The sequence below is a fragment of the Kutzneria buriramensis genome, from assembly GCF_003387475.1.
Lineage (GTDB): Bacteria > Actinomycetota > Actinomycetes > Mycobacteriales > Pseudonocardiaceae > Kutzneria > Kutzneria buriramensis.
The window spans coordinates 196,961-221,609 of the sequence record NZ_QUNO01000021.1 but is presented as its reverse complement, the minus strand read 5'-3'; the positions used below and the strand labels follow the sequence as shown (position 1 = coordinate 221,609).

The 24,649-nt window shown below is 70.2% G+C and carries 19 protein-coding genes; 13 read left to right on the top strand and 6 right to left on the bottom strand.

The features are described from left to right. Nucleotides 1-243 precede the first annotated feature (243 nt). A complete protein-coding gene (locus tag BCF44_RS45540; protein WP_116180757.1) occupies nucleotides 244-1,404 on the top strand; it encodes a 4-hydroxybenzoate 3-monooxygenase in 1,161 nt (386 codons plus the stop codon). An 18-nt stretch (nucleotides 1,405-1,422) separates the two neighbouring features. Beyond that, nucleotides 1,423-3,093 (top strand): methyltransferase, encoded by a 1,671-nt coding sequence (locus BCF44_RS45535; protein ID WP_116180806.1) that lies wholly within the window; start codon nucleotides 1,423-1,425, stop codon nucleotides 3,091-3,093. Between the two features lie 29 nt (nucleotides 3,094-3,122). Here BCF44_RS45535 and BCF44_RS45530 read toward each other — a convergent pair whose 3' ends face one another. Beyond that, nucleotides 3,123-3,818 (bottom strand): hypothetical protein, encoded by a 696-nt coding sequence (locus tag BCF44_RS45530; protein ID WP_147328879.1) that lies wholly within the window; start codon nucleotides 3,816-3,818, stop codon nucleotides 3,123-3,125. Nucleotides 3,819-3,976: 158 nt separating this feature from the next. On the opposite strand from BCF44_RS45530, the gene BCF44_RS45525 reads away from it, so the two are divergent. From BCF44_RS45525 to BCF44_RS45510, 4 genes are all read left to right on the top strand, one after another. Continuing rightward, entirely contained in the window at nucleotides 3,977-7,420 is a 3,444-nt protein-coding gene (locus tag BCF44_RS45525) for an ATP-binding protein (protein WP_116180755.1), read from the top strand. A gap of 9 nt (nucleotides 7,421-7,429) precedes the next feature. Further along, nucleotides 7,430-7,762 carry a VOC family protein gene (locus BCF44_RS45520; RefSeq protein ID WP_246016196.1) on the top strand — a complete coding sequence of 111 codons (333 nt, stop codon included), beginning with the start codon at nucleotides 7,430-7,432 and terminating at the stop codon, nucleotides 7,760-7,762. A 266-nt stretch (nucleotides 7,763-8,028) separates the two neighbouring features. Continuing rightward, nucleotides 8,029-9,195 carry an HNH endonuclease signature motif containing protein gene (locus BCF44_RS45515; RefSeq protein ID WP_147328878.1) on the top strand — a complete coding sequence of 389 codons (1,167 nt, stop codon included), beginning with the start codon at nucleotides 8,029-8,031 and terminating at the stop codon, nucleotides 9,193-9,195. A 725-nt stretch (nucleotides 9,196-9,920) separates the two neighbouring features. Further along, nucleotides 9,921-10,310 carry a PaaI family thioesterase gene (locus tag BCF44_RS45510; RefSeq protein ID WP_246016195.1) on the top strand — a complete coding sequence of 130 codons (390 nt, stop codon included), beginning with the start codon at nucleotides 9,921-9,923 and terminating at the stop codon, nucleotides 10,308-10,310. A 1-nt stretch (nucleotide 10,311) separates the two neighbouring features. On the opposite strand, the gene mgrA is transcribed toward BCF44_RS45510, so the two are convergent. Genes mgrA through BCF44_RS45490 form a run of 4 tightly spaced genes read right to left on the bottom strand, consistent with a single transcriptional unit; the run spans nucleotide 10,312 to nucleotide 15,287 of the window. Then, nucleotides 10,312-11,298 (bottom strand): L-glyceraldehyde 3-phosphate reductase, encoded by a 987-nt coding sequence (gene mgrA, locus BCF44_RS45505; RefSeq protein WP_116180753.1) that lies wholly within the window; start codon nucleotides 11,296-11,298, stop codon nucleotides 10,312-10,314. Nucleotides 11,299-11,340: 42 nt separating this feature from the next. Continuing rightward, entirely contained in the window at nucleotides 11,341-12,000 is a 660-nt protein-coding gene (locus BCF44_RS45500; protein WP_116180752.1) for a Crp/Fnr family transcriptional regulator, read from the bottom strand. Nucleotides 12,001-12,039: 39 nt separating this feature from the next. Continuing rightward, a complete protein-coding gene (locus BCF44_RS45495) occupies nucleotides 12,040-12,969 on the bottom strand; it encodes an aldo/keto reductase (RefSeq protein ID WP_246016194.1) in 930 nt (309 codons plus the stop codon). Then, entirely contained in the window at nucleotides 12,966-15,287 is a 2,322-nt protein-coding gene (locus BCF44_RS45490) for an ATP-binding protein (protein WP_116180751.1), read from the bottom strand. The genes BCF44_RS45495 and BCF44_RS45490 overlap by 4 nt, the downstream gene beginning before the upstream one ends. A gap of 100 nt (nucleotides 15,288-15,387) precedes the next feature. Here BCF44_RS45490 and BCF44_RS45485 point away from each other — a divergent pair, with 100 nt between their 5' ends. After that, nucleotides 15,388-16,140: a GntR family transcriptional regulator gene (locus BCF44_RS45485; RefSeq protein ID WP_116180750.1), complete on the top strand. Its 753-nt coding sequence runs from the start codon at nucleotides 15,388-15,390 to the stop codon at nucleotides 16,138-16,140. A 4-nt stretch (nucleotides 16,141-16,144) separates the two neighbouring features. Here BCF44_RS45485 and BCF44_RS45480 read toward each other — a convergent pair whose 3' ends face one another. Continuing rightward, nucleotides 16,145-17,053: a zinc-dependent alcohol dehydrogenase gene (locus BCF44_RS45480; protein ID WP_116180749.1), complete on the bottom strand. Its 909-nt coding sequence runs from the start codon at nucleotides 17,051-17,053 to the stop codon at nucleotides 16,145-16,147. Between the two features lie 204 nt (nucleotides 17,054-17,257). On the opposite strand from BCF44_RS45480, the gene BCF44_RS45475 reads away from it, so the two are divergent. The 6 genes from BCF44_RS45475 to BCF44_RS45450 are packed head-to-tail and all read left to right on the top strand — an operon-like array spanning nucleotide 17,258 to nucleotide 24,623. Then, the gene (locus BCF44_RS45475) at nucleotides 17,258-18,232 is read left to right on the top strand and encodes an ABC transporter permease (RefSeq protein WP_116180748.1); all 975 of its coding nucleotides are present in this window, start codon (nucleotides 17,258-17,260) and stop codon (nucleotides 18,230-18,232) included. Further along, nucleotides 18,232-20,223 carry a dipeptide/oligopeptide/nickel ABC transporter permease/ATP-binding protein gene (locus tag BCF44_RS45470; protein ID WP_116180747.1) on the top strand — a complete coding sequence of 664 codons (1,992 nt, stop codon included), beginning with the start codon at nucleotides 18,232-18,234 and terminating at the stop codon, nucleotides 20,221-20,223. Before BCF44_RS45475 ends, BCF44_RS45470 begins: the two co-directional genes overlap by 1 nt. Next, the gene (locus BCF44_RS45465; RefSeq protein ID WP_116180746.1) at nucleotides 20,220-21,236 is read left to right on the top strand and encodes an ABC transporter ATP-binding protein; all 1,017 of its coding nucleotides are present in this window, start codon (nucleotides 20,220-20,222) and stop codon (nucleotides 21,234-21,236) included. The genes BCF44_RS45470 and BCF44_RS45465 overlap by 4 nt, the downstream gene beginning before the upstream one ends. Nucleotides 21,237-21,271: 35 nt before the next feature. Beyond that, a complete protein-coding gene (locus tag BCF44_RS45460; RefSeq protein ID WP_211353539.1) occupies nucleotides 21,272-22,876 on the top strand; it encodes an ABC transporter substrate-binding protein in 1,605 nt (534 codons plus the stop codon). Next, a complete protein-coding gene (locus tag BCF44_RS45455) occupies nucleotides 22,873-23,637 on the top strand; it encodes a sugar phosphate isomerase/epimerase family protein (RefSeq protein ID WP_211353538.1) in 765 nt (254 codons plus the stop codon). The genes BCF44_RS45460 and BCF44_RS45455 overlap by 4 nt, the downstream gene beginning before the upstream one ends. Then, entirely contained in the window at nucleotides 23,634-24,623 is a 990-nt protein-coding gene (locus BCF44_RS45450) for an NAD-dependent epimerase/dehydratase family protein (RefSeq protein WP_116180745.1), read from the top strand. The genes BCF44_RS45455 and BCF44_RS45450 overlap by 4 nt, the downstream gene beginning before the upstream one ends. Nucleotides 24,624-24,649: the final 26 nt, after the last annotated feature.

The window sequence follows — 24,649 nt, the reverse complement described above, 5'->3', positions numbered from 1 at the left end:
GCCTCCGTTCACTCACCTGCCTGCGCCTACTGTATACCGTATGCAGCCGACTGTCAGCGGCTGCTCCCGTCCGCTAAAGCACCCGGTCAGGTGATTAAGTGCGCCACCGGCCCCCTCGACTGGACTGGCTCCCGTCCGCGTTGTTATCTCTGCGCCCGGAAGATCATCTCCAGACCTCCCGACAGTTGTCCGCGCAAACACTGTCGGCGACGGTCGTGACGCAGCGTTAGGACTAGGGCGATCATGGCCGATCGGGCGACCGTGCTCATCGTGGGCGCGGGGCCAGCCGGGCTCGTGCTGGGCAATCTGTTGCGAGCCAACGGAATCGACACACTCATTCTGGAGCGGGGCAGCCGCGAGCGGGTGCAGACCCGGGCCAGGGCGGGCTTTCTCGGCGCGAACAGCGCCCGCGTGCTCACCGAGCACGGCCTGGCCGCCGGCATGCTCCGAAGTGGACAGTCGCACGACACGTGCGCCTTCCGCGACGCCGAAGGCGAATTCGAGCTCAACTACGGCGAGCTGGGCCGCGGCGAGGTGCACACCGTCTACCCGCAGCAGCACCTCGTCACCGACCTCATCGCCGAGTACCTGCACCGTGGCGGCCGGATCCGGTTCGACGTGACCGTCACGGAAATAGACGCGGCAACGGCCACGGTCCGTCACAACGGCGGCGAGTCCCGCGGGCGGTTCGTGGTCGGCTGCGACGGCAGCAACGGCGTCTCCCGCCGGGCCCTGCCGGCGGACCTGGCCACCCGCCACGCCCGCGACCACGGCATCGCCTGGCTGGCCGTGCTCACGGAGGCCCCGCAGAGCATGACCGCGGTGACCTATGCCTTGCACGACAACGGATTCGCCGGCCACATGGCCCGCAGCCCGCAGGTCACCCGCTACTACCTCCAGGTCTGCGCCGACGACGACCCGGCGGCCTGGCCCGACGAGCGGATCTGGTCCGAGCTGGCCATCCGGATGCGGGTGGACAGGTTCGGGCCGCTGCGCGAGGGACCGGTCACCGAGCGCCGGATGGTGCGGCTGCGCTCCGACGTCGTCGACCCGATGCAGCACGGCCGCCTGTTCCTGGCCGGCGACGCCGCCAGCCTGATCAGCCCGTCCGCGGCCAAGGGAGCCAACCTGGCGATCATGCAGGCGGAGGTGCTCGCCCGCGCCCTCACCGACGCGGTGACCCGCGAGGACGAAGCCGCGCTGCGCGCCTACTCGCGGACCTGCCTGCCCCGCATCTGGCGGGCCCAGGAGTTCTCGCACTGGATGATCACCCTGCTGCACGGCCCGGCCGCCGCCGAGCCGGACGCCGGCTTCCAGCGCGTGCTGCGGCGCGCCCGGCTCTCGAGCCTCCGGGACAGCCGCTCCCACCAGGACTTCTTCGCTGAGAACTACGTCGGCATCTGACAAGTTGGAGTGCACACCATGACCGTGACGATCGCGCCCGCGCTCGCCCCGGAGGACCTCGCTCGCCTCACCGCGGTGACCACGCTCATCCGAGCCAACGACACCGCTTCCGTGCTGGCTGCGGCCATGCCGTCGCTGGACGAGGCCGAGCGCGCGGCGCTGGCCGCGCACACGCGCTTCACACACGCCGCCGTGCTGGTGTTTCCCCGAACATTGGACGGCCTGGGTGCGGAGCTCGCCCGCCGGGGCATCCAGGTCGGACAGACGATCCCGAGCGTGGTGGTGCGCGACCGGCTCAGCGGCCGGTACGGCCTGCCGGTCGAGGAGCTGACGGTGGGCATCCTGCGCGCCGCGGTCACCGACCGCCTGGGGAACCCCTGTGAGCTCGAGATCTTCGCCATGGCCACGCCGCCGGCGCTGGTGCACGTGGCCGAGGACGAGCGGCGGCACGGCCGGGAGAACCACTTCGCGCTGGCCGTGCCGCGCGCCGACGCGATCGTCCTGTGTGGACTGCGGGAGATCGTGGCCGGCCGGATGCGGCCGGACGGCGGCGGCTACAACGGCCACGAGGACAACACGATCCTGTACTTCCGCGACGCCCAGCACCCGCAGCCGGCGTTCCGCCGGCTCGAGCTGATCAGCGCCGGCAAGTTCCCCCAGCTGCTGGACCTGCACCGGCGGGAGTCCGCCGCCGGCACGCACGTGCTGCGGCTGATGACCGGCGCATGGGCCACGCAGGCCATCGCCGCCGCCGCGGAGCTGTGCCTGCCGGACCACCTGGTGACCATGTCCGACCTGCCGAGCCTGGCCGCCGCGACCGGCACCGACGGCGACAGCCTCGGCCGCCTGCTGCGCTACCTGGCCACCCTCGGCCTGGTCCGCGCGTCGGAGGGCGGCCACGCGCTGACCGAACTCGGCTCACTGCTGCGGTCCGATGTGGACGGATCGCTGCGGCCGCTGGCCCTGATGTACGGCGGGCCGTTCTACCGGTCGTTCGCCGAGCTCACCGCCGCCGTCCGGACGGGCGAGGAGTCGTACGCGAAGGTCTTCGGCGAGCACCACTTCGCGCACATGGCCGCCGACCCCGAGCTGGCCGAGCTGTTCCACGCCTCGATGGCGGCCAGCAACGCCGTCTTCACCGACCTGGCCCGGATGATCGACTTCGGTCGGGCGAAGACCGTCGTCGACATCGCCGGCGGCAACGGCGCGCTGCTGTCACGGGTGCTCGCCGCCAACCCGCCCCTGCACGGCGTGCTGCTGGAACGCCCGCACGCGCTGGCCGTCGCCGAGACCACGCTGGCGCCGGTCGCCGACCGCTGCACGCTCGTCGCCGGCGACTTCACCGAGAGCGTGCCGTCCACCGGCGACGTCTACCTGCTGTCGCGGGTCCTGCACGACTGGGACGACGCCCAGTGCCGGTCCATCCTGGCGACCATCGCCGACGCGATGCCCGACCACGCCGAGCTGCTGGTGATCGAGCGCCTGCTGCCGGACGTCGAGGGTGGCGAGTCGCTGGCCGTGGCGTGGGACGTGCACATGCTGTGCAACGTCGGCGGGCGGGAACGGACCGAGTCCCACTACCGCGCGCTGCTGGCGGAGGCGGGCTTCGAGCTCACGGCGACGGTCGGGCTCCCGCTGGACACCTACGTCCTGCGGGCGCGCAAGCCACTGATCCCGGCCGCGCGATGACTGCAACCGGTGAGCCCTCGGCCCGGGGCTCACCGGTACGGCGTGAGGAAGCGGCGGGCCAGCGCGCGCAGGCGGGCGACCTCCTCGGCGAGGCCCTCCTCCCACACCGGACCCGGCCGTTCGATGATCACCGGCACCGCCCGCCCGGCCGCGTCGAAGGCGGCGGAGACCAGCTCTACCAGCGACGGCTCGGTGTCGACGGTGCCGACGTTGACCTGGCTGAGGCGGTCGGCGTGGTCGCCGGCCAGGGCCCGCAGCAGGAGGTGGCCGCCGGTGGCGAAGGCCAGCGAGGCGTCCAGGCAGAGCGACGCGGCGGGGTGGGCCGCCAGCGCCTGGTCGAGCAGCTCAGGTTCGGCCGTGTTGCGGAACGTCAGCAGCTTGGGGATGTCCAGCAGTGGCTGGTCGGCCGGCACGATCAGCGGCGCGTCGACGTCGATCGGGCGCGTGCAGCCGTCACGGAGGAGGACGGAGGGCCGCAGGCCGTGGGCGCGCAGCTGCTCGACAGCGTGGGCCAGGACCTCGGTGCGGGTGGAGCCGGCGCAGGCGAGCTCCACGGCGTTGCCGCCGTAGGCCTTGCAGGCCAGGGCCGCGACCGGGAAGTCTCCCGACGTGAAGCAGGCGGTGGAGAAGCCGACGACATCCCCGAGCGTCGTCCGACCGGTCAGAAAACCGTGCCCGTACTGCCGGCCGTCCCCGGGCCACTCCACCGCGCCGCCCACCCCCACGCACAATCCACATCCACCCACCACAACAGGGTCGTCGCCCGATCTCCAAATGATCTAGACGCCGTCTCCAGACCCGCTCAGCGCGGCTGTGGCCGAGGCGGCGCCTGATACGTGAGACTGTTCGGTGATCGTGACGACGACCGGCGGAGTGATTCCTGATGACGAGTCAACCGACACCCGAGCTGCGGGCCAAGCTGCTCGGGCCGGTGCGCGTCTGGGTGGGGCCCCGCGAGGTGACGCTCGGCTCGCCGCTCCCCCGCGCCGTCATCGCGATGCTGGCCATGCGGTCGACGAATGTGGTGTCCCGTGAGGAACTGATCGACGGCGTGTGGGGCGAGAACCCGCCGGCGACGGTCGAGGGCAGCCTGTACACGTACATCTCCTCGCTGCGCAAGGCGCTGGAGCCGGACCGGGGGCGCCGCGAGTCGTCGGGGCTGCTCGTGTCGGAGGGCGCCGGCTACCGGCTGCTGCTGCCGGCGGCGAACCTGGACGTGGTGGAGTTCGAACGCCTGCGGGAACACGGCCAGCACCAACTCGCCGACGGCGACGCCGTGGGCGCGCAGCGCTCCCTCGACGACGCGCTGGGGCTGTGGCAGGGCGAGGCGCTGTCGGGCGTCACCGGCCCGTACGCACAGGCGCAGCGCTACCGCCTGGGCGAGCTGCGTTTAGTGGCCCGCGAGCTGAGCGCGGAGGCGGCGCTCGCGAACGGTCAGCACGCGACGGCGGTGGCCGACATCGCGGCGCTGGTGCACGAGCACCCGATCCGTGAACGCCCGCGCTGGCTGCTGATGCTGGCGCTCTACCGGTGCGGCCGGCAGGCGGAGGCGCTGACGGCGTTCCGCGAGGCCAGACAGGTGCTGATCGACGAGCTGGGCGTGGATCCGAGCCGGCAGCTGCAAGAACTGCACGAGCGGATCCTCGCCAACGACCCCACGCTGCTGCTCACGCCGACTGTCCCCGTGCAGACGACGACGCGTGCACCGGCTCCGACCACTCCCCCACCTGCCGCCGCGCTCGTCGGCCGTGAGACCGAGATGGACGCGCTGCGCGCCGCCGTCACGGAGGTCAGCGCCGGCCGCGGGCAGACGGTGTGGATCGAGGGCGAGATGGGCATCGGCAAGTCCGCCCTGCTCATGGCCGGTCTCGCGCATGCCGAGTGGGCCGGCTGCCAGGTGGCGCACGCAGTGGCGGACACCCTGGGGCAACGGTTCCCGCTGCGGGCGATGCTGGACTGCCTGGACGTGACGCCGCAGTCGACGGACCCGCGCCGCGTGGCGCTGGCGCACGCGCTGCGCGACAGCGAGGCCAATCAGTCGATCGTCGGCGGCGGCAACAGCATCTTCAGCACCATCGACCGCCTCGTGGCGCTGGTCGAGGAGCTGTGCGCGGACGGCCCGCTCGCGGTCGGCCTCGACGACGTGCAGTGGGCCGACGAGTCCAGCCTCGAGGTGTGGCACCGGCTGTGCCTGCTCACCGCGAAGCTGCCGCTGCTGCTGATCGGCGCGACGCGGCCGGCACACCAGCGGCCCGAGGTGGACCAGCTGCGCCGCGACACCGAGAGCCTGGGCGGCGCGGTGCTGCGCTTGGCGCCGCTGACCATCGACGACGTCGCCGGCATGGTCGGCGAGCTGGTGGGCGCCCCGCCGGGGCCGCGACTACGTGAGATCGCGGGCCGGTCCGGCGGCAATCCCCTGTACGTGCGGGAGATGGCCGACGCGTTGGTCCGCGAGCGGATCGTGCACGTCGACGACGACACCGCGGAGGTGACGGCGGAGGCGTTCGAGCGCGTGCCGGTGTCGCTGGTGTCGGCGGTGACCGGGCGTCTCGGCTTCCTGTCGGAGGCGACCCGCGAGGTGCTGCGATGGGCGGCGCTGCTCGGCGGCGAGTTCGGCGTGGTCGACCTGTCGGTGGTCGTGGGCAAGTCGGTGTCGGCGCTGGTGCAGCCGTTCGAGGAGGCGATCGCCGCTGGTGTGCTGCGCGACGCCGGCCTGCGGCTCGCGTTCCGGCACCCGCTGATCAGGCAGTCGCTGTACGAGGGCATGCCGGCGGCGCTGCGCGTGGGGCTGCACTACCAGGCGGCGCAGGCACTCGCGGCAGCCGGCGGGCCCGAGGAGCACGTGGCGGAGCAGTTGCTGGCGGCCGAGTCCGGCATGGGGCCGTGGGCGGCGGAGTGGTTGGCGCAGGCCGCGTCGGTGCTGCACCACCGTGCGCCGCTGGTGGTCGTGGAGTTGCTGCAACGTGTGCTGGAGACCGTGCACATCGCCGACTCCGCGCGGGCGGCGCTGATGGCGCACCTCACCAGCGTGCTGTTCCGTATCGGCCGTGACGCCGAGGCCGAGCAGTGGGGCCGCAAGGCGTTGGCGCACCTCCATGACGCGAACCTGGCCGCCGAGGTGCGGTGGGTGCTGGCGTATGTGCCGTACCGGGCGTCGCACGCGGAGAAGGCGCTGGCCATGTTGGACGAAGCGCTCGCCGACTCCGACCTGCCGCAATTGTGGCGCGCGCGGCTGCTGTCGCTGCAAGCGCTGGTGCAACGGGCCAGCGCGGGCGAGCTGGAGGTGTCGCAGGAGACGGCGCACCGCGCGGTGGCGCTTGGTGAACAGGTCGGCGACGCCTTCACCGTGGGACAGTCGCTGGAAGTGCTGTGGCAGGTGGAGGCCGTGCGGCGCGACTACGCCCGTGGCGTCGAGTACCTCAACCGTGCGATGGACATTGTCGGCACCGACATCAGTCTCACCGACCTGAGGCTGGTGCTGCTGGACAACCGCATGTTCACGCTGCAATGCCTGGACCGCCTCGCCGAGGCCGGCGAGGACCTGCGCATGGCGTTCGAGATCGCCGCCCACAACACGCCGCTGGCCAGCCTGCACGTCGCCGGGGCGGTGCACCGGTATTGGCTGGGGCAGTGGGATGACGCCCTCAGCGATCTTTCGCGGGCACTCGGGGATTCGCCTGACTTCACCGGGTACGGGCTGCGCGAGGGCGGTCCGGTGCTGCTGCTGCACGGGTGTGGGGCGTTGATCGCCGCGCACCGGGATGACGAGGAGCGCATCCGTAAGCACCTGGAGGCCGGGCTTACGCTGCCCGTGCTCAGCGAGTCCGACCGTGAGAACAGCGATTTCCTGGTGGCGGCGAAGTCGATGGCTGCCGCGCGGGAGGGCCGGGCTGGGGACGCTGTGGCGGAATTGGGTGTCATTCTCGATCCGCGGTTCGAGGGGATGATGCTGCGGCACCAGTGGTTGCCGGAGTTGGTTCGGATGGCGATTGGTGTCGGGGACATGGCGACCGCGCGGGAGGCGGTTGCCGCGTGTTCGGCGGAGGCGCACCGGGAGACGACGCCGGCTCGGGCGGCTGCGGCGGCGGAGCGGTGTCGGGCGGTTTTCGAGCGTGACACTGATGCGTTGGTGTCGGTGGCTACGCATTACCGGGCCGTGGGACGGGTGTTCGAGCTGGCCCAGACGTTGGAGGAACGGGCGGGGTTGCTGGCTTCGATGGGCCGTGCTGGGGAGGCCGAGGCTGTGTTGGGGGAATGTCTGGAGCTGTACCGGGGGTTTGGGGCGGTGTGGGACATTCGCCGGGCTGAGGCGGCAGTGCGGGGCTAGGGTGTCGCCATGGCGACGGTGCTGCCTCGGATGTTCGTGGACGATCCTGCTGGCGCGGTTCGGTTCCTGCGTGAGGTTTTCGGCGCTGAGGGGGCGTTTGTTGGCGACCGGCCGGCGGAGATGGTGATCGGGGACAGCGTGGTGCTGGTGTCCGGGACTGCTGACCGTGGGCGGTTCCCGGTGTTTCTGTATGTGTACGTGGGTGACACGGATGCGGCGTTCGGTCGGGCGGTGGGTGCTGGGGCCGAGGTGCTGGAGGAGCCGACGCAGACGCCGTACGGGCAGCGGCGTGCGATGGTGCGGGATCCTTACGGGAACGTTTTCCAGATCGCGGCGGTTTGAGTGGTTGTGTTGCCCGGGATGGAACCTTTGGGACCGGTTGCCGGGTTTTATCGTGTGTATGTCGCGTGGATTTTGCGTGGAGCCTCTGGACGATGGCCATGAGGGGCATCTCCGGGGCAGGCTACGCCTGCCCCTCACGCAGTAAAGCTTAGGCCATCGTCCCCCTCCACGCAAAATCCACGCTTATCGTGTTGTTGGCGGTTCTGTGCGACCGATCGCTCGATTATGCATGAAACAGTTCACCCGTTAGGGATTCGATTTGGATCTTGCAGGTCGGTATTCTTAGAGGTATGGAACTCACCCGGGAGTTGGAGAGAGCGGAGCCCAGCGGGGCCCTGCTCGATCTTCTCGCGGGCCTCGATCTGGACGCCCTTTCCGCCGACGAGCGGGTCACCGTCACCATTCTCGCCCGCAAGATCCGGGCCTTCGCCGACTACGTGGAGTTGACTGTGCTGCGGGGTGTCGAGGACACCGCCGAGTTGGCGATGGCCATCACCGAACCCGAGCAGACCGTGGCCCGGCGTAAGGTGTTGACCGAGGATCTGCGGACCCTGCCCCGCCTGATGGACCAGTTGCGGGAGGGGCGCCTGGACCTGCGGCGGCTGGAAGCGGTCCGTGATCGGGTCTGCAATCTGCCGTCCGTGGCGCTCATCGCCGAGGTCGAAGACGCCCTGCTCGACATCGCCCCAGGACTCACCCACTCGCAGTTGGGCCGGCGGACCACCGCCCTGGTCGCGCAAGCCGACCCCACCGGCTACGAACAACGCCACCAGAAAGCCAAAACCGAGCGTCGCGTGGAGATCCGGCCGCGCCCGGACGGCATGGCCCACCTCACCGCCATCCTGCCCGCAGTCGACGCCCGCATGGTCCACGACCTGCTCTGCGCCGACGCCAAAGACCTCCCCACAGACGAGCGCACCACCGACCAGAAACGCGCCGACGCCTTCCTCGACCGCTTCCTGGGCAACGTCCGGAAGCGCGATGTCCAGGTCCACGTCACCATCTCCATGGAAACCCTCATGGGGTTGACCGAAGACCCCGCCCTACTCGAGGGCTACGGCCCCATCTCCGCCGACACCGCCCGCGAACTCGCCATGCACGGCATCTGGCGGGCGATCCTGCTCGACGAACACGACCAAGCCGAAGCGATCGGCAAACACACCTACCGACCAGGCCGCCGCCTCAAAGAACTCGTCGGCGTCCGCGCCGGCAACGTCTGCTCGGCCCCCGGCTGCACCCGGTCGGTTCAGGAAGGCGACCACGTCACGCCGTGGCCCAAAGGCCACACCACACTCGCCAACGTCAAAGGCCTCTGCACCCGCCACCACCACTTGAAGCACGACACCCACAAGGTCACCGTCGACGACGACGGCACCCTGCACTGGACCACCCCACACGGCCGCACCTACACCACCACACCCCACCAATACTGACCGGCCAACCGGCCACATGGCTCCGCCCCGCCGGCCATCCATCCCGCCGCACTACCGATCACCGCACCGACTCCATTCCCAACCGCCTCACCACGCGCCATGTTCCTTGACAATTCCACAGCGACCGAAAATTCGCCAACACACCACCTGCAACCACCGCCTCGGGTCGATTTTGTGTGGAGGTGGACGATGGCCTAAGCTTTCCGCGCGAGGGGCAGGCGTAACCTGCCCCGGAAAGGCTCCTCGAAGGCCATCGTCCAGAGGCTCCACACCAAATCGACCCGAACACCGCCGCCCAAAAACCGGGCCACCACCAGCCTCAAACGAACCCGAACCGCGCCGCCCTAAAACCCACGCCGCCCACCCCGAAACCACGCAGCACCCCCGCCCAAAAACCGCATCACCCGCACCTCAAACGACCCCGAACCAAACCACCCCCACACCAAACGGCCCAGAACCACACAGCCGAAAATCCCAACGACCCCGCCCCACTAAACCCCGCCCCCAAGAACGACCCCGAAACGCCTCAGCGCCGGAAGAGTTTCCGCAGCCGCGCCCACCAGCCGCCGGCGGCACGAAACCGCTCACACGAGCACAAAGCGCAGTCGTTGCCGGGCCGGTAGTGCTCATGCGCAGCGAGCACATGACCGCACTCGCACATCGGATCCGCTGCCACGACACCAGATCATAGGCGTCCCGTGAAGCGGCGACTACGCTCGGCGACCGTGAACCTCGACGAACTGATCAAACTCATGCCGTTCGCAACCCAGCTCGGCATCACCCTCGACGCGGCAAGCCCCGAAGAAGCCCGCGGCCGCATGACCTGGGCACCGCAACGCTGCACGGCCGCCAACATCATGCACGGCGGCGCGCTGATGGCCTTCGCGGACACCGTCGCCGCCGTCAACGCCTTCCTCAACCTGCCACCTGGCGCGACGACCTCGACGATCCAGTCCGGCACCAACTTCTTCCGCGCGGTCCGCTCCGGCACCGTCACCGCCGTCAGCCAACCCCTGCACGTCGGCCGCTCCACCATCGTCATCCGGACCGACCTGCACGACGACGAACTGCGCACGGTCGCGACCATCACCCAGACGCAGTCCGTCCTCGCCTAGTTCACGCCAGCAGCTTCTCGATCAGCGCGAGCTCCTCGTCGCTGAAGTCGAGGTTGGCCGCGGCGCCGACGCTGTCCTCGATCTGACGCACACTGCTCGCGCCGACCAACGCCGACGTCACCCGGCCGCCGCGCAGGATCCACGCGATCGCCATCTGCGCCAACGTCTGCCCCCGCCCCTGGGCGACCTCGTTCAACGCGCGAATACGATCCAGTTGCGCCGCAACGCCTTCGCCCGTCAGGAAGGGGCTGTCGCTGGCCGCCCGCGAGTCCTCGGGAATGCCGTTGAGGTACCGATTCGTCAGCAAACCCTGTGCCAGCGGGGAAAACGCGATCGCGCCGGCGCCCACCTCGTCGAGCACGTCCAGCAGGCCCTCCTCCACCCAGCGGTTCACCATCGAGTACGACGGCTGGTGGATCAGCAGCGGCGTGCCCAGCCGCTCCAGCACCGCCGCGGCCTCACGGGTCTGCTCGGCGGAATAGTTCGAGACGCCGACGTAGAGCGCCTTTCCCTGCTGCACAATGGAATGCAGCGCTCCCATGGTCTCGTCGAGCGGCGTCTCCGGGTCCGGCCGGTGATGGTAGAACACGTCCACGTAGTCCAGGCCCATCCGCCGCAGACTGGCGTCCAAACTGGACACCAGGTACTTGCGGGAGCCCCACTCGCCGTACGGGCCGTCCCACATCAGGTAGCCGGCCTTGGTGGACACCAGGATCTCGTCCCGGTACGGCCTGAGGTCCTCGGCGAACAGCCGGCCGAAGTTCTCCTCGGCGGAACCGGGCGGCGGGCCGTAGTTGTTGGCCAGGTCGAAGTGCGTGACGCCCAGGTCGAAGGCGCGCCGCAGGATCGCCCGCTGGGTGTCGATCCGGTTCACGTCGCCGAAGTTGTGCCACAGCCCCAGCGACACGGCCGGCAGCTTCAGGCCGCTGCGACCGGTGCGGCGGTAGGGCATCGTGGTGTAGCGCGCGCCATCGGCGACGTACGGCATTCGACTCTCCCCGTCAGTACTGGAAAAACACCCGACCGGATCCTAACCGCCGGGCCGCCAGCCGGGGTCGGCGAGCTTGCGCTCCAACGCATCGGCGTCCACGATCTGGTAATAGCGCCGGTCGGTGATCAGCACGCCGTCCTGCCGCAGCAGGTGCACCGCGTGCTCGATGGACTTCTGCGAGGCCGTCACCAACTGCGCCAGCTCCGCCTGCGTCACCCCGCGCACGCCGAATCCCGGCCCGACCGGCTCGCCGAACTCGCGGGCCAGGTCGAGCAGCACCCGCGCCAGCCGCGCCTGTACGTCCATCGACGCCCGGTACTCCAGCCGCTTGTCGGCCCGCCACAGCCTTTCCCGCAACAGATCCGTGACGAACCGCAGCACCTCGGGATCCTCGGCGGCCAGCGCCAGGAACCGCGCGCCGTCCACGTGCACGGCGCGGCCGTGGGTGCGGGCGACGATGCTGGCCGACCGCTGCCGGTCCCACAGCACGCCCATCTCCCCCAGCACGTCGCCGGGCCCGTAGAAGCCGAGGATCGAGTCGACGCCGTTCTGACCCGGCAGCACCACCTTCACCGACCCGGCCTCGATCAACAGCACCTCGTCGCTGTCGTCGCCGGCCACGCAGAGCAGGTCCCCGTTGCGGAAGGGCACCGCGCGCCCGTGCGTGCGGAGCTTGGCCCGCACGGTCTCGAAGTCCACACCACCTGTGCTACCAGGTCCGACGGTTCCAGCGGAACGTTATGGCACCGCCTTCCCCCGAGCGGCGGTGTAGAGGGCGTACCACTCGACGTTGGTCATGGCCGCCGCCTGCGCCTCGGCGTCCGCGCAGGCCCGGATCCGGTCCGGGTTGGCCGTGCCGACCACCGGCTCGATGCGGGCCGGGTGGCGCAGCAGCCAGCCCAGCACGATCGCCTCGGCGGTGGTGCCCTTCTCCGCCGCAATGGCGTTGACCAGCTCGTACGCCGCGTCGTCGGCCTGCGACCGACGGGCGCCGCTGTAGATGCCCTGGGCCAGCGAGCCCCACGCCTGGATCCGCACATCATTGGCCCGGCAGTACTCGATCGTGCCCTCCGGGAAGGACAGGCCGCTGCCCTCGGGGTGGTTGACCAGCACGCCGGCCTCCAGCCAGTCCCGCCGGTGCAGGCTCATCTCCAGCTGGTTGGCGACCAGCGGCTCGTCGAGGTGCCGCTGGAGCAGGGCCATCTGCGCCGCCGACATGTTCGACACGCCCAGCGCCCGCACCTTGCCGGCGGCGCGCAGCTCCCCGTACGCGTCGGCGACCTCGGCGGGATCCATCAGCGGGTCGGGCCGGTGCAGCAACAGGACGTCCACGCTGTCCACGCCGAGCCGGCGCAGGCTGGCGTCCACCCGCTCCAGGATCGCCGCCCGGGACAGGTCGTAGTACGCCCGGAGACCGTTCTCCCCCAGCCTGATGCCACACTTGGTCTGGATCTTCACCCGGTCGCGCAGCGCCGGATCACGGCGCAGCACCTCGCCGAACACCTGCTCGGCCTTGCCGTTGGTGTAGATGTCGGCGTGGTCGAACCAGGTGATGCCGATGTCCAGCGCCGCGTGCACGGCCCGTTCCGCGTGGTCGACGTCGGCGTCGGTGAAGGACGCGTCGTCCCACGAGCCGCCGAGGCCCATGCAGCCGTAGATCAAGGTCACGGGCTCGACGCTAGCCGCCGGTGCCACCACCGGGCGACCTCGGCGCGGTTGCGCAGGCCCAGCTTGCTCATGATGTTCGCCGAATGGCTCTCCACCGTCCGCGTCGAGATGAACAGCTTCTCGGCGATCTCCCGGTAGGTCAGCCCCTCGGCCACCAGCTCGGCGACCGTCGCCTCACGATCGGAGAGCGCTCCCCGCTCCGCCTCGACGGCCGGCGCCCCGCGGTTGTCGTCACCTAGGCTGACGAAGGCCAGCAGCGTCGCCTCCGGATCCGCGCCGACGTCGTCGGCCCGCTGGTCGCCCAGGATGCGGGCGGCGCGGGCGGCCCCCTCGGCCAGCGGGACCATCGCCGCCAGCCGCATGCCGGACCGTTCGACCAGCACCAGCGAGGCGTGCAGCACGGTCGCCGCGCTCTCCTGCTGGCCGACCACGGCCAGTGCCTCCGCCAGTTCCAGCCCGACCAGACCCGGTCCCCACTTGTCGCCGGCGGCCAACTGCTGCTGCAAACCGTTGCGCAGCAACTCGACGGCCTTGGGCGGATCGCCGTGCCGCAGCTCGGTGAGACCGGCGGTGGCCAGCGCCCAACTCCGGTTCCACGCCGGATAGCCGGCATCGGCCGTGTCGGTGAGGAGCCAGTTCGCCAGGCGCAGCATCCCCGCCGAGTCGGCGGAGTACGTCGCGCCGGCGAACACCGCCAGGTTGCGCACGAAGTAACACGGCCCGCGCTGGCCCAGTTCCTCCCAGCGGTCGGCGGCGCGCAGCAGCATGTCGACGCTGTCCGCATGGCCGCTCAGCCAACGGTGCGCGCCCTCGATCCCGGCCAGGACCGCAGCGACGTACGGGGCCTGCGGATCGTCGTCGGCCACGGGGACCTCGGCCGCCTGCGTCAGCAGGACACGCGCCTGCGCGTGGTCGCCCTGGCAGGTCGTGAAGAAACCCTGCTGCGCCAACGCGACCGCCAGCCCCGGGCCCGGCTCGTTGAGCGCGGCCGTGCGGGCCAGCCAGGTCTTGCCCTCGTTCAGGCTGCCGTGGAACCACCACGCCAGGTAGGCGCCCAGGCCGGTGGCCATCTCCAGCCCGATCGGCGCCAGGCCCGACACCTCGCAGGACGCTGTCAGGGCCGCGCGGATGTTCGGCAGATGCGTGCCGAACCACCGCATGCCGTCGAGTTCCCCGGCGGTGTAGTAGAGCTGGGTCGTTTCCCTTACGCCGTAACCGAAGTGTTGAGTGTGCTGGCGGCGCACGTCGTCGACCAGACCCGCCTGCTCCGCCGCCCGGCGACCTTCCTGGCGGAACGTCTCGCGCATGCGGAACCGGGGCGAGCCGCCGGTCAGGTCGGCCACCACGACACTGCGGAACTCCAACTGTTCCAACACTTCCAGCACGCCGGCGGCGGACACCTCCTCGCACGCGCCGACCGCCCGCGCCGCGTCGAGATCCCACTCGCCGACCAGCACCCACAGCCGCATCCATACGGCGCGCTGCGCCGGCGTGCAGTCCTTCCAGGTGGCGCCGACCATCGCCGCAAGCGACCGGTGGCTCTCCCGCCGGCCGACCTGAGAACCGGCCTGCCCCAACAGGTCCAGGTGCTGCGGCAGGTCGGCGGCCTTCACCATGCGCAGCCACGGCGCGGCCATCTCGATCGCCAGCGGAATGCCGTCCAGCGTCCGGCACAGCCGGATGAGGTCGGCCCGGTTCGTCGGCGTCACGGCGAAGTCCGGCATCTGCTCGCGGGTCCGCTCGACCAGCAGCTGCAACGCCTCGCCGTCCGGGTCGTCCTCCGACGACGGCATGCTCAGCGGCGGCACCCGAAGCCACCGCTCGCCCGGCACCCGCAGCGGAATCCGGCTGGTGGCGAGGATCCGCACCGCCGGGGCGGCCCGCAGCACGTCCACACACAGGGCCGCCACGTCCTCGACGATGTCCTCGCAGTTGTCCAGCACCAGCAGCACGCGCTCGTCCTCGGGCAGCTCCGCCAACGTCGCCAGCAGCGCCTCCCGGCCCGGGCGCGCGGACTGGTCGTGCAGCGGGCGCGGCAGCGACTCGGCGACGAACCGCGCCAGCCGGTCGCGCTGTTCCAGCTGGGTGAGGTCGATCAGGGCGACGCCGTGCCCGTACGCGGGACGCAGCCGGCGCGCGGCCTCCTCGGCCAGGCGGGTCTTGCCCATGCCGCTCGGGCCGTACAGGGTGACCAGGCGGGCGGTGGCCAGCAGGTCGGCGATGTCCGTCAGCACCGAGTCCCGGCCGACGAAGCTCGTCAGCGACGCGGGCAGCGCGCCGGTCACGAACGGGGAGAGGCGAAGGACGGCACGAGTCACACCCTAGTTGACCGGCCGCGCGCCTGCTGGAACGCGCCCTGCGCCGCCGCTATCCTGGAGCGCCCGCCACACCTGCCGCCGAACTTGGGGTTCCCGAAGCATGAGCGACTCCTCCGCCGTCCTGCCGGGCTATCCGGATCCGCTGTGGATTCAGGCGGTCGCGCTGGTGCGGGGCGAGATCGAGCGCGGGGTGCTCAAGCCCGGCATGCGGCTGGCCCCCGAACGCGAGCTCTGCCAGCAGCTCGGCATCAGCCGGGTGACGCTGCGCCGCGCGCTCGGCCACCTGGTCGAGGAGGGCGTGCTGAGCGCGTCCCGTGGCCGCGGCTGGTACGTCAGCCAGACCGCGCAGCCCAAGAAGGAATGGCCCAACACCCTCGAGTCCTTCACCGAGACCGCCGCCCGGATGGGCCTCACCCCGCACTCGCGGGTGCTGCAGAACCGCATCGACCCGGCGACGATCGACCAGGCCGAGCGGCTCGGCATCGCCCCCGGCACGCCGCTGTTCAGCCTCGAACGGGTCCGGCTGCTCAACGACGTGCCGATCGGGCTGGACCTCACCCGGCTGCCGCTCGGTCTGGTGCCGGAGCTCGGCGAGCTCGACTTCACCGAACGGTCGCTGTACGCCACGCTGGCCGAGGCGGGCGTCGAGCCGGTGCGCGCGGACTCCACCATCGAGGCCACCAAGGCCGACGACCGGACCGCCCGGCACCTGGAGGTCGCCCCGGGCGAGCCGCTGCTGGTCATGCACCAGCTCGCCCTCGACGCGGACCAGGAACCGCTGTTCATGTCGAGCATCCGGTACGCCGGCGAGCGCTACCGGCTGCGCACCTCGTTCAGCCGGGCGCCGCAGTGAGGTTTCAGGCCCCCACCACAGCCTTCACGAAGCCCGGACCGGCCGCCTCCATCGCGGCGAAGGCCTCGTCCACCTGGTCCAGGCGGTATCGGTGGGTCACCAGCGGGGCGTAGCTGAACCGCCGCTGGGCGATCAGGTCCAGCGCGGTGGCCATGGCGGCGATGGTCCGGGTCCGGTCCGGGCAGAACCCGTTGACCACGGTGACGGCCTTGTACCAGAGGTTCATGTCCATCTTGGCGTCGCCGCTGTGGTGGTAGCCGATCACGTTGAGGGTGCCGAACGACCGGACCAGGCTGCCGGCGGTGGTCAGGCCCGGGGTCACGCCGGTGGCCTCCAGCACCACGTCGAAGTCGGCGGGCAGGTCGTCCAGGCCGTAGGTGGCGTCCGCGCCCAGGGAGAGTGCCCTCCCACGGCGAGCCGGATCGGGGTCGACGCCGACGAGCAGGCCCGGGGCGTGCCGCTTGGCCAGCTGCACCAGGCCGAGCCCCATGAAGCCGAGGCCGACCACCGCAACGCGACTACCAGCGGTGATGGGCGACCGGGAGAGCGCTTCCTCCAGCACGGCGACGGGTTCGCCCAGCGCGTGCGCGGGCTCGATGCCGACGGGAATCGGCAGGACCGTGTGGGCATCCATCACGGCCCGCGACGCGAAGCCCTCGCCGCCCAGGCCGGTGACCAAATCGCCGACGGACCATCGCGTGGCATCGGATCCGACGGCGGCGATCCGGCCGGCGATCTCGTGCCCGAGCCGCGTCGGGGGTGAGCCCGAGTCGTGGTCCTGCCAGGCCGACAGGTCCGAGGTGCACACGCCGCACGCCAGCACCTCGACCAGCACCTGGTCCGCCGCCGGCGCCGGATCCGGCAACTCCACGACCTTCGACGTGCGCGGGCCGACCAGCTGGCTGAGTCTCATGCTCGTCTCCGAGTGGTTTGAAGTGGTATGCGGTGGATTGGTGACCTGTCGCACGCCCGAGCGCCGCCGACGATCCTCGCACCGCGTTTTCGGAGCGTCACTACTCTGTTCGGCCGCTAGACACCGGCCTGCCGCCTGGCCAGTCTGGTATGCCGTGGTATGCATCTGGTACGTCGTCCGTCCGGGCGGGAAGGGAGCCGAGCCATGCGCACGGTGCTCAGGAAGCTCGGCTTCTACGTGCTCACGGCGTGGGTCGCGATCAGCCTGAACTTCCTGATCCCGCGGATCATGCCCGGCGACCCGGCCGAACACCTGATCAACCAGTTCCACGGCAAGCTCAACCCGGCCGCCATCCAGGCGCTGCGCGTGCTGTTCGGCCAGCCCGACGCCAGCCTGTGGAGCCAGTACCTCAGCTACTGGCACAGCATCCTGACCGGCGACTTCGGCATCTCCTACGCCTACTACCCGGCCGACGTCGGCACCGTCCTGGGCCAGAGCATGTTCTGGACGCTGGGCCTGATCACCGCCTGCACCGTGCTCGGCTTCGTGATCGGCACCGGCCTGGGCATCCTCGCCGGCTGGAGGCGCGGCAGCTGGCTGGACTCGCTGATCCCGGCGACGACCTTCCTGTCGTCCATCCCCTACTTCTGGTTCGCCATCATCATCGTGCTGGTCTTCGCCATCACGCTGAACTGGTTCCCGCTGTCCGGCGGCTACTCCGTGGACACCACCATCGGCTTCTCCGGCGACTTCGTCGCCAGCGTGCTGTATTACGCGGTGCTGCCGGCGGCCACCATCGTGATCACCTCGGTCGGCGGCTGGCTGATCGGCATGCGGAACATGATGGTGACCACGCTGTCCGAGGACTACGTCCGGCTGGCCGAGGCCAAGGGCCTGTCGCGGCGCCGGATCATGTACTCCTACGCCGCCCGCAACGCCATGCTGCCGTCGCTGTCGGGCTTCGCGATGTCGCTGGGCTTCGTGATCGGCGGCTCCATCGTCACCGAGGTCGTCTTCAACTACCCGGGTCTCGGCACGACCCTGTTCAAAGCCGCGCAGGCCGCGGACTACCCGCTGATGTCGGCCATCTTCCTGCTGATCACGGTGATGGTGCTGATCGCCAACCTGATCGCCGACGTCGTCTACGTGTTCCTCGACCCGAGGACGAGGGAGGGCTGATGGCCATGCAACCCGCGGTCCTCGCCGAGGCCGACCAGGTCGAGCCGCGGGCCGGCCGGCTGTGGCTGCGCGCCCTGCGCTCGCCGCTGACCCTGACCGGCGTGGTCATCACCCTGATCTTCTGCGTGCTGGCGGTGATCGGGCCGTGGATCGCGCCGTACGACCCGTCCGCGGTCACCGACGCGGCCACCGCTCCCCCGTCGTTCGACCACTGGCTGGGCACCACCCAGAACGGCCAGGACATCCTGTCCCAGATGCTCTACGGGGCGCAGGCGTCCATGTTCGTCGGCCTCGGCTCGGCGGTGGTCACGACCGTGCTGTCCGTGCTGGTCGGCGTCACCGCCGGCTACCTCGGCGGCGTCAGCGACGAGCTCCTTTCCTTGCTGGCCAACGTGTTCCTGGTGCTGCCGGGCCTGCCGCTGACCATCATCCTCGCCGCCTACCTGCCGCACAGCGGGTCGCTCGGCATCATCCTGGTGATCTCGCTGACCGGCTGGGCCTGGGGCGCGCGGGTGCTGCGCGCCCAGACGTTGTCGTTGCGCAAGCGGGACTTCGTGGAGGCGGCGCGGGCCACCGGCGAGCGCACGTCGAAGATCATCCTGCGGGACATCCTGCCCAACCAGCTCGCGGTGATCGCGGCGTCGTTCCTGGGCACGGTGACCGCCGCCATCCTCACCCAGGCCAGCCTCGCGTTCCTCGGCCTGACCGACGTCACCCAGTGGTCCTGGGGCACGATCCTCTACTGGGCGCAGGCCGACAGCGCGCTGCTGACCGGCTCCTGGTGGTGGTTCGGCCCGGCCGGGCTGGCGATCGCGCTGATCGGCACCGCCCTGTCGCTGGTCAACTTCGGCATCGACGAGTTCATCAACCCCCGACTGCGCCAGGCCGGCATCGCCACGTTGAAGGCGCAGCGTGCCCAGGTGTCCCGCAAACGCGCTGGTCGCGGCAAGCGGGTCAGGCGCGGCGTCCAGGATCGTCGACTTCGTCCGGCCGGCAGCACGGACGTGATCCTGGACGTCCGCCACCTCAAGGTGAACTACGGCGTCGTCACCGCCGTCGACGATGTCTCGTTCACCTTGAGGCGGGGGGAAGTCCTCGGCATCGCCGGCGAGTCCGGCTCCGGCAAGTCCACGCTGGCCTACGCGATCACCCGGCTGCACAAGCCGCCGGCGGAGATCCCGCAGGGCGAGATCCGGTACACGCAGCCGGACGGGTCCACTGTGGACGTGCTCGCGATGGACTCCGACGAGCTGCGCTCCTTCCGCTGGGAGGAACTGTCCATCGTCTTCCAGTCCGCGATGCACGCCCTGAACCCGGTGATGCGGATCGGCGCCCAGATCGAGGACGCACTCGTCGCGCACCGGCCGGGCAGCACCGCCCCGGAGCGGGCCGCCCGCGTGGTCGAGCTGCTGGGCATCGTGGGAATTCCGGCCGACCGCGCCAATTCCTACCCGCACGAGCTGTCCGGCGGCATGCGGCAGCGGGCGATGATCGCGGTCGGGCTGGCCCTCGACCCGGAGATCATCGTCATGGACGAGCCGACCACCGCGCTGGACGTGGTGATCCAGCGGCAGATCATCGACAAGATCATGGAGCTGAAGGATCGGCTCGGCTTCTCCGTCGTGTTCATCACCCACGACCTGTCGCTGCTGATCGAGATGTCCGACACCATCGCCGTGATGTACGGCGGCCGGATCGTCGAGCTGGCTCCCGCGCAGGACTTCCACGAGCGCCCGCAGCACCCGTACAGCCGCGGCCTGCTGGCCTCCTTCCCCACGCTCAGCGGCCCCAAGAAGGAGCTCACCGGCATTCCCGGCTCGCCGCCGGACCTGCGGCGACTGCCCAGCGGCTGCTCGTTCCGGCCGCGTTGCCCGGTCGCGTTCGACGCCTGCGCCGAGCGTTCGCCGAGCCTGTACCAGATCGGCTCCTCGTCGGCGGCCTGCCTGCGGTACGACGAGGAGCACGCCGTCACGATTGGTGAGACCGCATGAGCGCCCCGGTGCTGGAGGCCGTCGACGTCACGAAGCACTTCCCGGTCCGTGGCCTGCTCAAGCGCGGCGCCGGGCGGGTCGTGCACGCCGTGGACAACGTGTCGCTGAAGCTGTACGCCGGCCGGATCACCGCGCTGGTGGGTGAATCCGGCTCCGGAAAGTCCACTTTGGCCAGGCTGCTGGCCCAGCTGTACCCGGTGACCAGCGGCGAGATCCGGCTGCACGGCCAGCCGGTGCGCGCCACCAGCGGCAAGGCGTTCCGTGACCACGTCAGCAAGGTGCAGCTGATCCTTCAGGACCCGTTCGCCTCCTTCAACCCGGTCGCCTCCATCGCCAGCACGCTCAAGCGGGCGGTGTCGATCCACCACGCCGACAAGCGCGGCGACGCGCAGCTCGCGGTGATCGACGACCTGCTGACGCAGACCAATCTGGTGCCGCCACGGCAGTTCACCGAGAAGTTCCCGCACGAGCTGTCCGGCGGACAGCTCCAGCGGGTGTCCATCGCCCGTGCCCTGGCCGCCAGCCCGGAGGTGTTCCTCGCCGACGAGCCGGTGTCCAGTTTGGACGTCTCCATCCGGCTGGGGATCCTGAACCTGTTGCGGCGTCTCACCGAGGAGCGCGAGGTGGCGATGCTCTACGTCACCCACGACATCGCCTCCGCCCGGTACTTCGCCACCGACACCGCCGTGATGTACGCCGGCGAGATCGTGGAGACCGGCCCGTCGGAGACCGTCACCCAGCAGGCCGCGCACCCGTACACCAAGCTGCTGATCTCCTCCGCGCCGGACCCGTCCCGTGTGGACACCGAGCGGATCCGGGACATCGGCCAGCCGCCGAGCCTGATCACGCCGCCGAGCGGCTGCCGGTTCCACCCGCGCTGCCCGTTCGCCCTGGATCGCTGCAAGCAGGAAACGCCGCCGACCTTCGAACTCGCCGACGGCCACACCACGCGGTGCTGGCTGTACGCGGACAAGCCTGAGCCCGCCGCGTCAGAAAGGCCTGATGCCTCGTGAACACCCAGATCACCAGAAGGAGCCTGCTGGCGGGGATGATCGCCACCGCGGGCGGTCTCGCGCTGGCCTCCTGCTCGTCGGGCGGCGGCTCGTCGTCCGGCGGCACTTCGACGATCACCGTCGCCGGCCAGTCCGACAACCTCACCCAGGTGTTCAACCCGTTCCTGGAGAACACCGCGCTCGGCGTCACCTACAACGGCTCCTTCATCTACGAGCCGCTGGTGCAGATCAACACCGCCGACATCGGCAAGGACATCCCCTGGCTGGCCAGGTCGTGGGCGTGGTCCGACGACAACAAGACGCTCACGGTCACCTTGCAGGACAAGGTGAAGTGGACCGACGGCAAGGAGTTCTCCGCCGACGACGTGGTGTTCTCCTACCAGCTGCTGGCCAAGTACCCGGCGCTGAACCTCCAGGGCGTGCCGGCCGGCGACGTCAGCTCGCCGGCCCCGAACAAGGTCGTGTTCACCTTCAAGGACCCGTCCGAGCAGCTGTTCCCGAGCATCGTGTCCGCGCCGATCGTGGCCAAGCACCTGTGGGAGTCGGTCAAGGACCCGACCACCTACCAGGACCCGAATCCGGTCGGCACCGGCGCGTTCAAGGTCGGCCAGTTCTCCCCGCAGAGCCTGCTGCTGGTGCGCAACGACGACTACTGGCAGGACAAGGCGCAGATCTCGGCCATTCGGTTCGTGCCGTACAAGGACAACTCCACCATCACCAACGCGATGGTGCAGGGCCAGGCCGACTGGGCCGGCGCCTACATCGCCAACGCGGACAAGACCTTCACGTCCAAGAGCCCGAACTACCACTTCTGGGCGCCGCGGGCCGGCACCGACGGTCTGATCCCGAACCTGGAGCGGTGGCCGCTGTCGGACATCGCGGTGCGCAAGGCGATCAGCCTCGGCGTGAACCGGAAGCAGGTGGCCGCGGCCAGCGGTGAGCAGCCCGCGACGAGCATCACCGGCCTGCCGCTGCCGACCTACCAGTCGGCGGTGTCCGCGCAGTACAAGAGCGTGGGTTTCGTGGAGGACAAGGCGAAGGCGGAGCAGACGCTCCAGGCCGCCGGCTACGCCAAGGGCAGCGACGGCTACTACGCCAAGGACGGCAAGCGGGTCGAGTTCAGCTGCAGCTTCCCGGCCTCCTACACGGAGATCGCCGCACGCGTGCAGGTGCTGGTGTCGCAGCTCAAGGACATCGGCATCAAGCTGAACATCGACACGACCACCGTCGACGACATCAACCCGCGCACGGCCAAGGGCGACTTCGACTCGACGATGGGCTATCCGGTGAGCTCGCCGCCGCGTGCGTTCTCCTTCTACAACGACACGATGAACCCGAACCTGTACTACCCGATCGGGCAGGCCACGCCGTCGTTCCAGAACATCGAGCGGTTCAAGGACGACGAGGCGGCCGCGCTGTTCAAGCAGTACCCGCTCGCCACCACCGACGAGCAGCGGCAGCAGATCCTGGACAAGATCGAGACGGTGTTCGTCGAGAAGCTGCCGTGGATCCCGATGTTCTACTGGGGCTCCTACAGCAGCTGGAGCACCAAGCGGGTGACCGGCTTTCCCGACCCGGACAACCCCTACTTCACCGCGGTGCCCAACGTCGTGGTGGCGCTGAGGTTGAAGCCGGCGTGACCGCGGACATCGCCGTGATGGCGTACACCGTGCTCGACCAGGCCCGCGCCGATCTCGACGGCACGTTCGCCCGGCTGGCCGAGATCGGCTATCGGGGCGTCGAGACCTACGGCCTGGTCGAGCACTTCGGACCGGCGCGCGTGCGGGACGCGCTGGCCGCGTCCGGGCTGGCCGTGACGAGCGCGCACGCGCCGTTCCCGGCCGGCCCGGACGCGGAGGCCATCCTCGACCAGAACCAGGAGCTGGGCGCCGAGGTCCTGGTGTGGAGCATGGAACGGAAGGAGTTCGACTCCCCCGACGCGGTCAAGCGCGGCGTGGAGCGGGTGAACGTGGCCGCCGAGCACGCGGCGGCGCGGGGCATGGAAATCGCTTACCACAACCACTTCGCCGAGTTCTCGCAGTTCTTCGACGGCGTGCAGGCCTACGACCTGCTGCTCGCGGAGCTGGACGACCGGGTGCTGGTGGAGCTGGACGCGTACTGGGCCGTGCTGGGCGGCGCGGATCCGGCGGAGATCCTCGCCCGGCTGGGCGAGCGGGCCCGGTTCGTGCACGTCAAGGACGGCCCGGCGGTGAGCTACTCCGACGACGTGATGGTGCCGATCGGCGAGGGGCGGATCGACTGGCGGCGAACGCTTTCCGTGCCGTCCGGGCTGCGCTGGCACATCGTCGAGCTGGAGCGCCTGCACATCGACACGTTCGAGGCGCTGCGACGCAGCTATGACCATCTGGTCGGCAACGGACTCTCGCTGGGGGCGCGATGAAGGTGCTGTTCCTGGGCGGGGCCGGCATGATCGGCTCCGCCTGCGCGGACGAGGCGGTGGCGTCCGGCCTGGACGTCACCATCGTCACGCGCACCGAGCCTCGCCGGCAGCCGCCGCCGGGCGTCCGCGAGCTGCGGGCCGACGTCCGTGACGGCGACCAGCTGCGGGAGGCGTTGGGCGGCGCGGAGTTCGACGCGGTCGTGAACTGGGTCGGCTTCACCCCGGACGACGTGCGGGCCCATCCCGAGGTGTTCGCCGGGCGGACCGGGCAGTACGTCTTCATCAGCACCTGTTCGGTGTTCGCGCGACCGGTGCCACAGCTGCCGGTCACCGAGTCGACGCCACGCCGGCAGCCGGTGTTCGACTACCCGCGCAACAAGATCGCCTGCGAGGTGTTCCTGGAGAACGCTTACCGGGAGGGCGGTTTCCCGCTGACCATCGTGCGGCCGGCGCACGTGTACGACCGGACCGTGGTGCCGGTGCTGGCCGGCTGGACCGCCATCGACCGGATGCGCGCCGGTAGACCGGTGGTCGTGCACGGCGACGGCACCTCGCTGTGGACCTTGATGCACTCCCGGGACTTCGCCCGGGCGTTCGTGCCGCTGCTCGGCAACGGGCACGCGGTCGGCGAGTCCGTCAACGTCGTGTCCGGCGACATCCTGACCTGGGACCAGATCCACCTCACCCTGGCCGAGGCGGCCGGCGTGCGGGAACCGGTGCTGCGGCACCGGTCCAGCGAGTCCATCGCCGAGGTGCTGCCCGGCTGGCGGGACGTGCTGGAACACGACTTCCGGCACTCGATGCTCTTCGACCCCGGCAAGCTGCGCGCCCTGGTGCCGGGCTTCGCGCCGACGGTGTCGTTCGCCGAGGGCGCCCGGGAGCTCGTCGCGCACCACGACAAGGAACCCCGGTTGCGCGCCGTCGACGCCGAGCTGAACTCCGCGTTCGATCGCCTCATCGAGCAGACCGATGCAAGACCAAAGTAATACCACTTGGTATTCTGGTCATGCCG

What these genes read in the sequence shown, in the direction of transcription:
- BCF44_RS45485 (WP_116180750.1), top strand. Translation starts at nt 15,388, where the DNA reads ATGAGCGACTCCTCCGCCGTCCTGCCGGGCTATCCGGATCCGCTGTGG.
- mgrA (WP_116180753.1), bottom strand. Translation starts at nt 11,298, where the DNA reads ATGCCGTACGTCGCCGATGGCGCGCGCTACACCACGATGCCCTACCGC.
- BCF44_RS45460 (WP_211353539.1), top strand. Translation starts at nt 21,272, where the DNA reads ATGATCGCCACCGCGGGCGGTCTCGCGCTGGCCTCCTGCTCGTCGGGC.
- BCF44_RS45465 (WP_116180746.1), top strand. Translation starts at nt 20,220, where the DNA reads ATGAGCGCCCCGGTGCTGGAGGCCGTCGACGTCACGAAGCACTTCCCG.
- BCF44_RS45540 (WP_116180757.1), top strand. Translation starts at nt 244, where the DNA reads ATGGCCGATCGGGCGACCGTGCTCATCGTGGGCGCGGGGCCAGCCGGG.
- BCF44_RS45475 (WP_116180748.1), top strand. Translation starts at nt 17,258, where the DNA reads ATGCGCACGGTGCTCAGGAAGCTCGGCTTCTACGTGCTCACGGCGTGG.
- BCF44_RS45535 (WP_116180806.1), top strand. Translation starts at nt 1,423, where the DNA reads ATGACCGTGACGATCGCGCCCGCGCTCGCCCCGGAGGACCTCGCTCGC.
- BCF44_RS45450 (WP_116180745.1), top strand. Translation starts at nt 23,634, where the DNA reads ATGAAGGTGCTGTTCCTGGGCGGGGCCGGCATGATCGGCTCCGCCTGC.
- BCF44_RS45480 (WP_116180749.1), bottom strand. Translation starts at nt 17,053, where the DNA reads ATGAGACTCAGCCAGCTGGTCGGCCCGCGCACGTCGAAGGTCGTGGAG.
- BCF44_RS45470 (WP_116180747.1), top strand. Translation starts at nt 18,232, where the DNA reads ATGGCCATGCAACCCGCGGTCCTCGCCGAGGCCGACCAGGTCGAGCCG.
- BCF44_RS45525 (WP_116180755.1), top strand. Translation starts at nt 3,977, where the DNA reads ATGACGAGTCAACCGACACCCGAGCTGCGGGCCAAGCTGCTCGGGCCG.
- BCF44_RS45520 (WP_246016196.1), top strand. Translation starts at nt 7,430, where the DNA reads ATGGCGACGGTGCTGCCTCGGATGTTCGTGGACGATCCTGCTGGCGCG.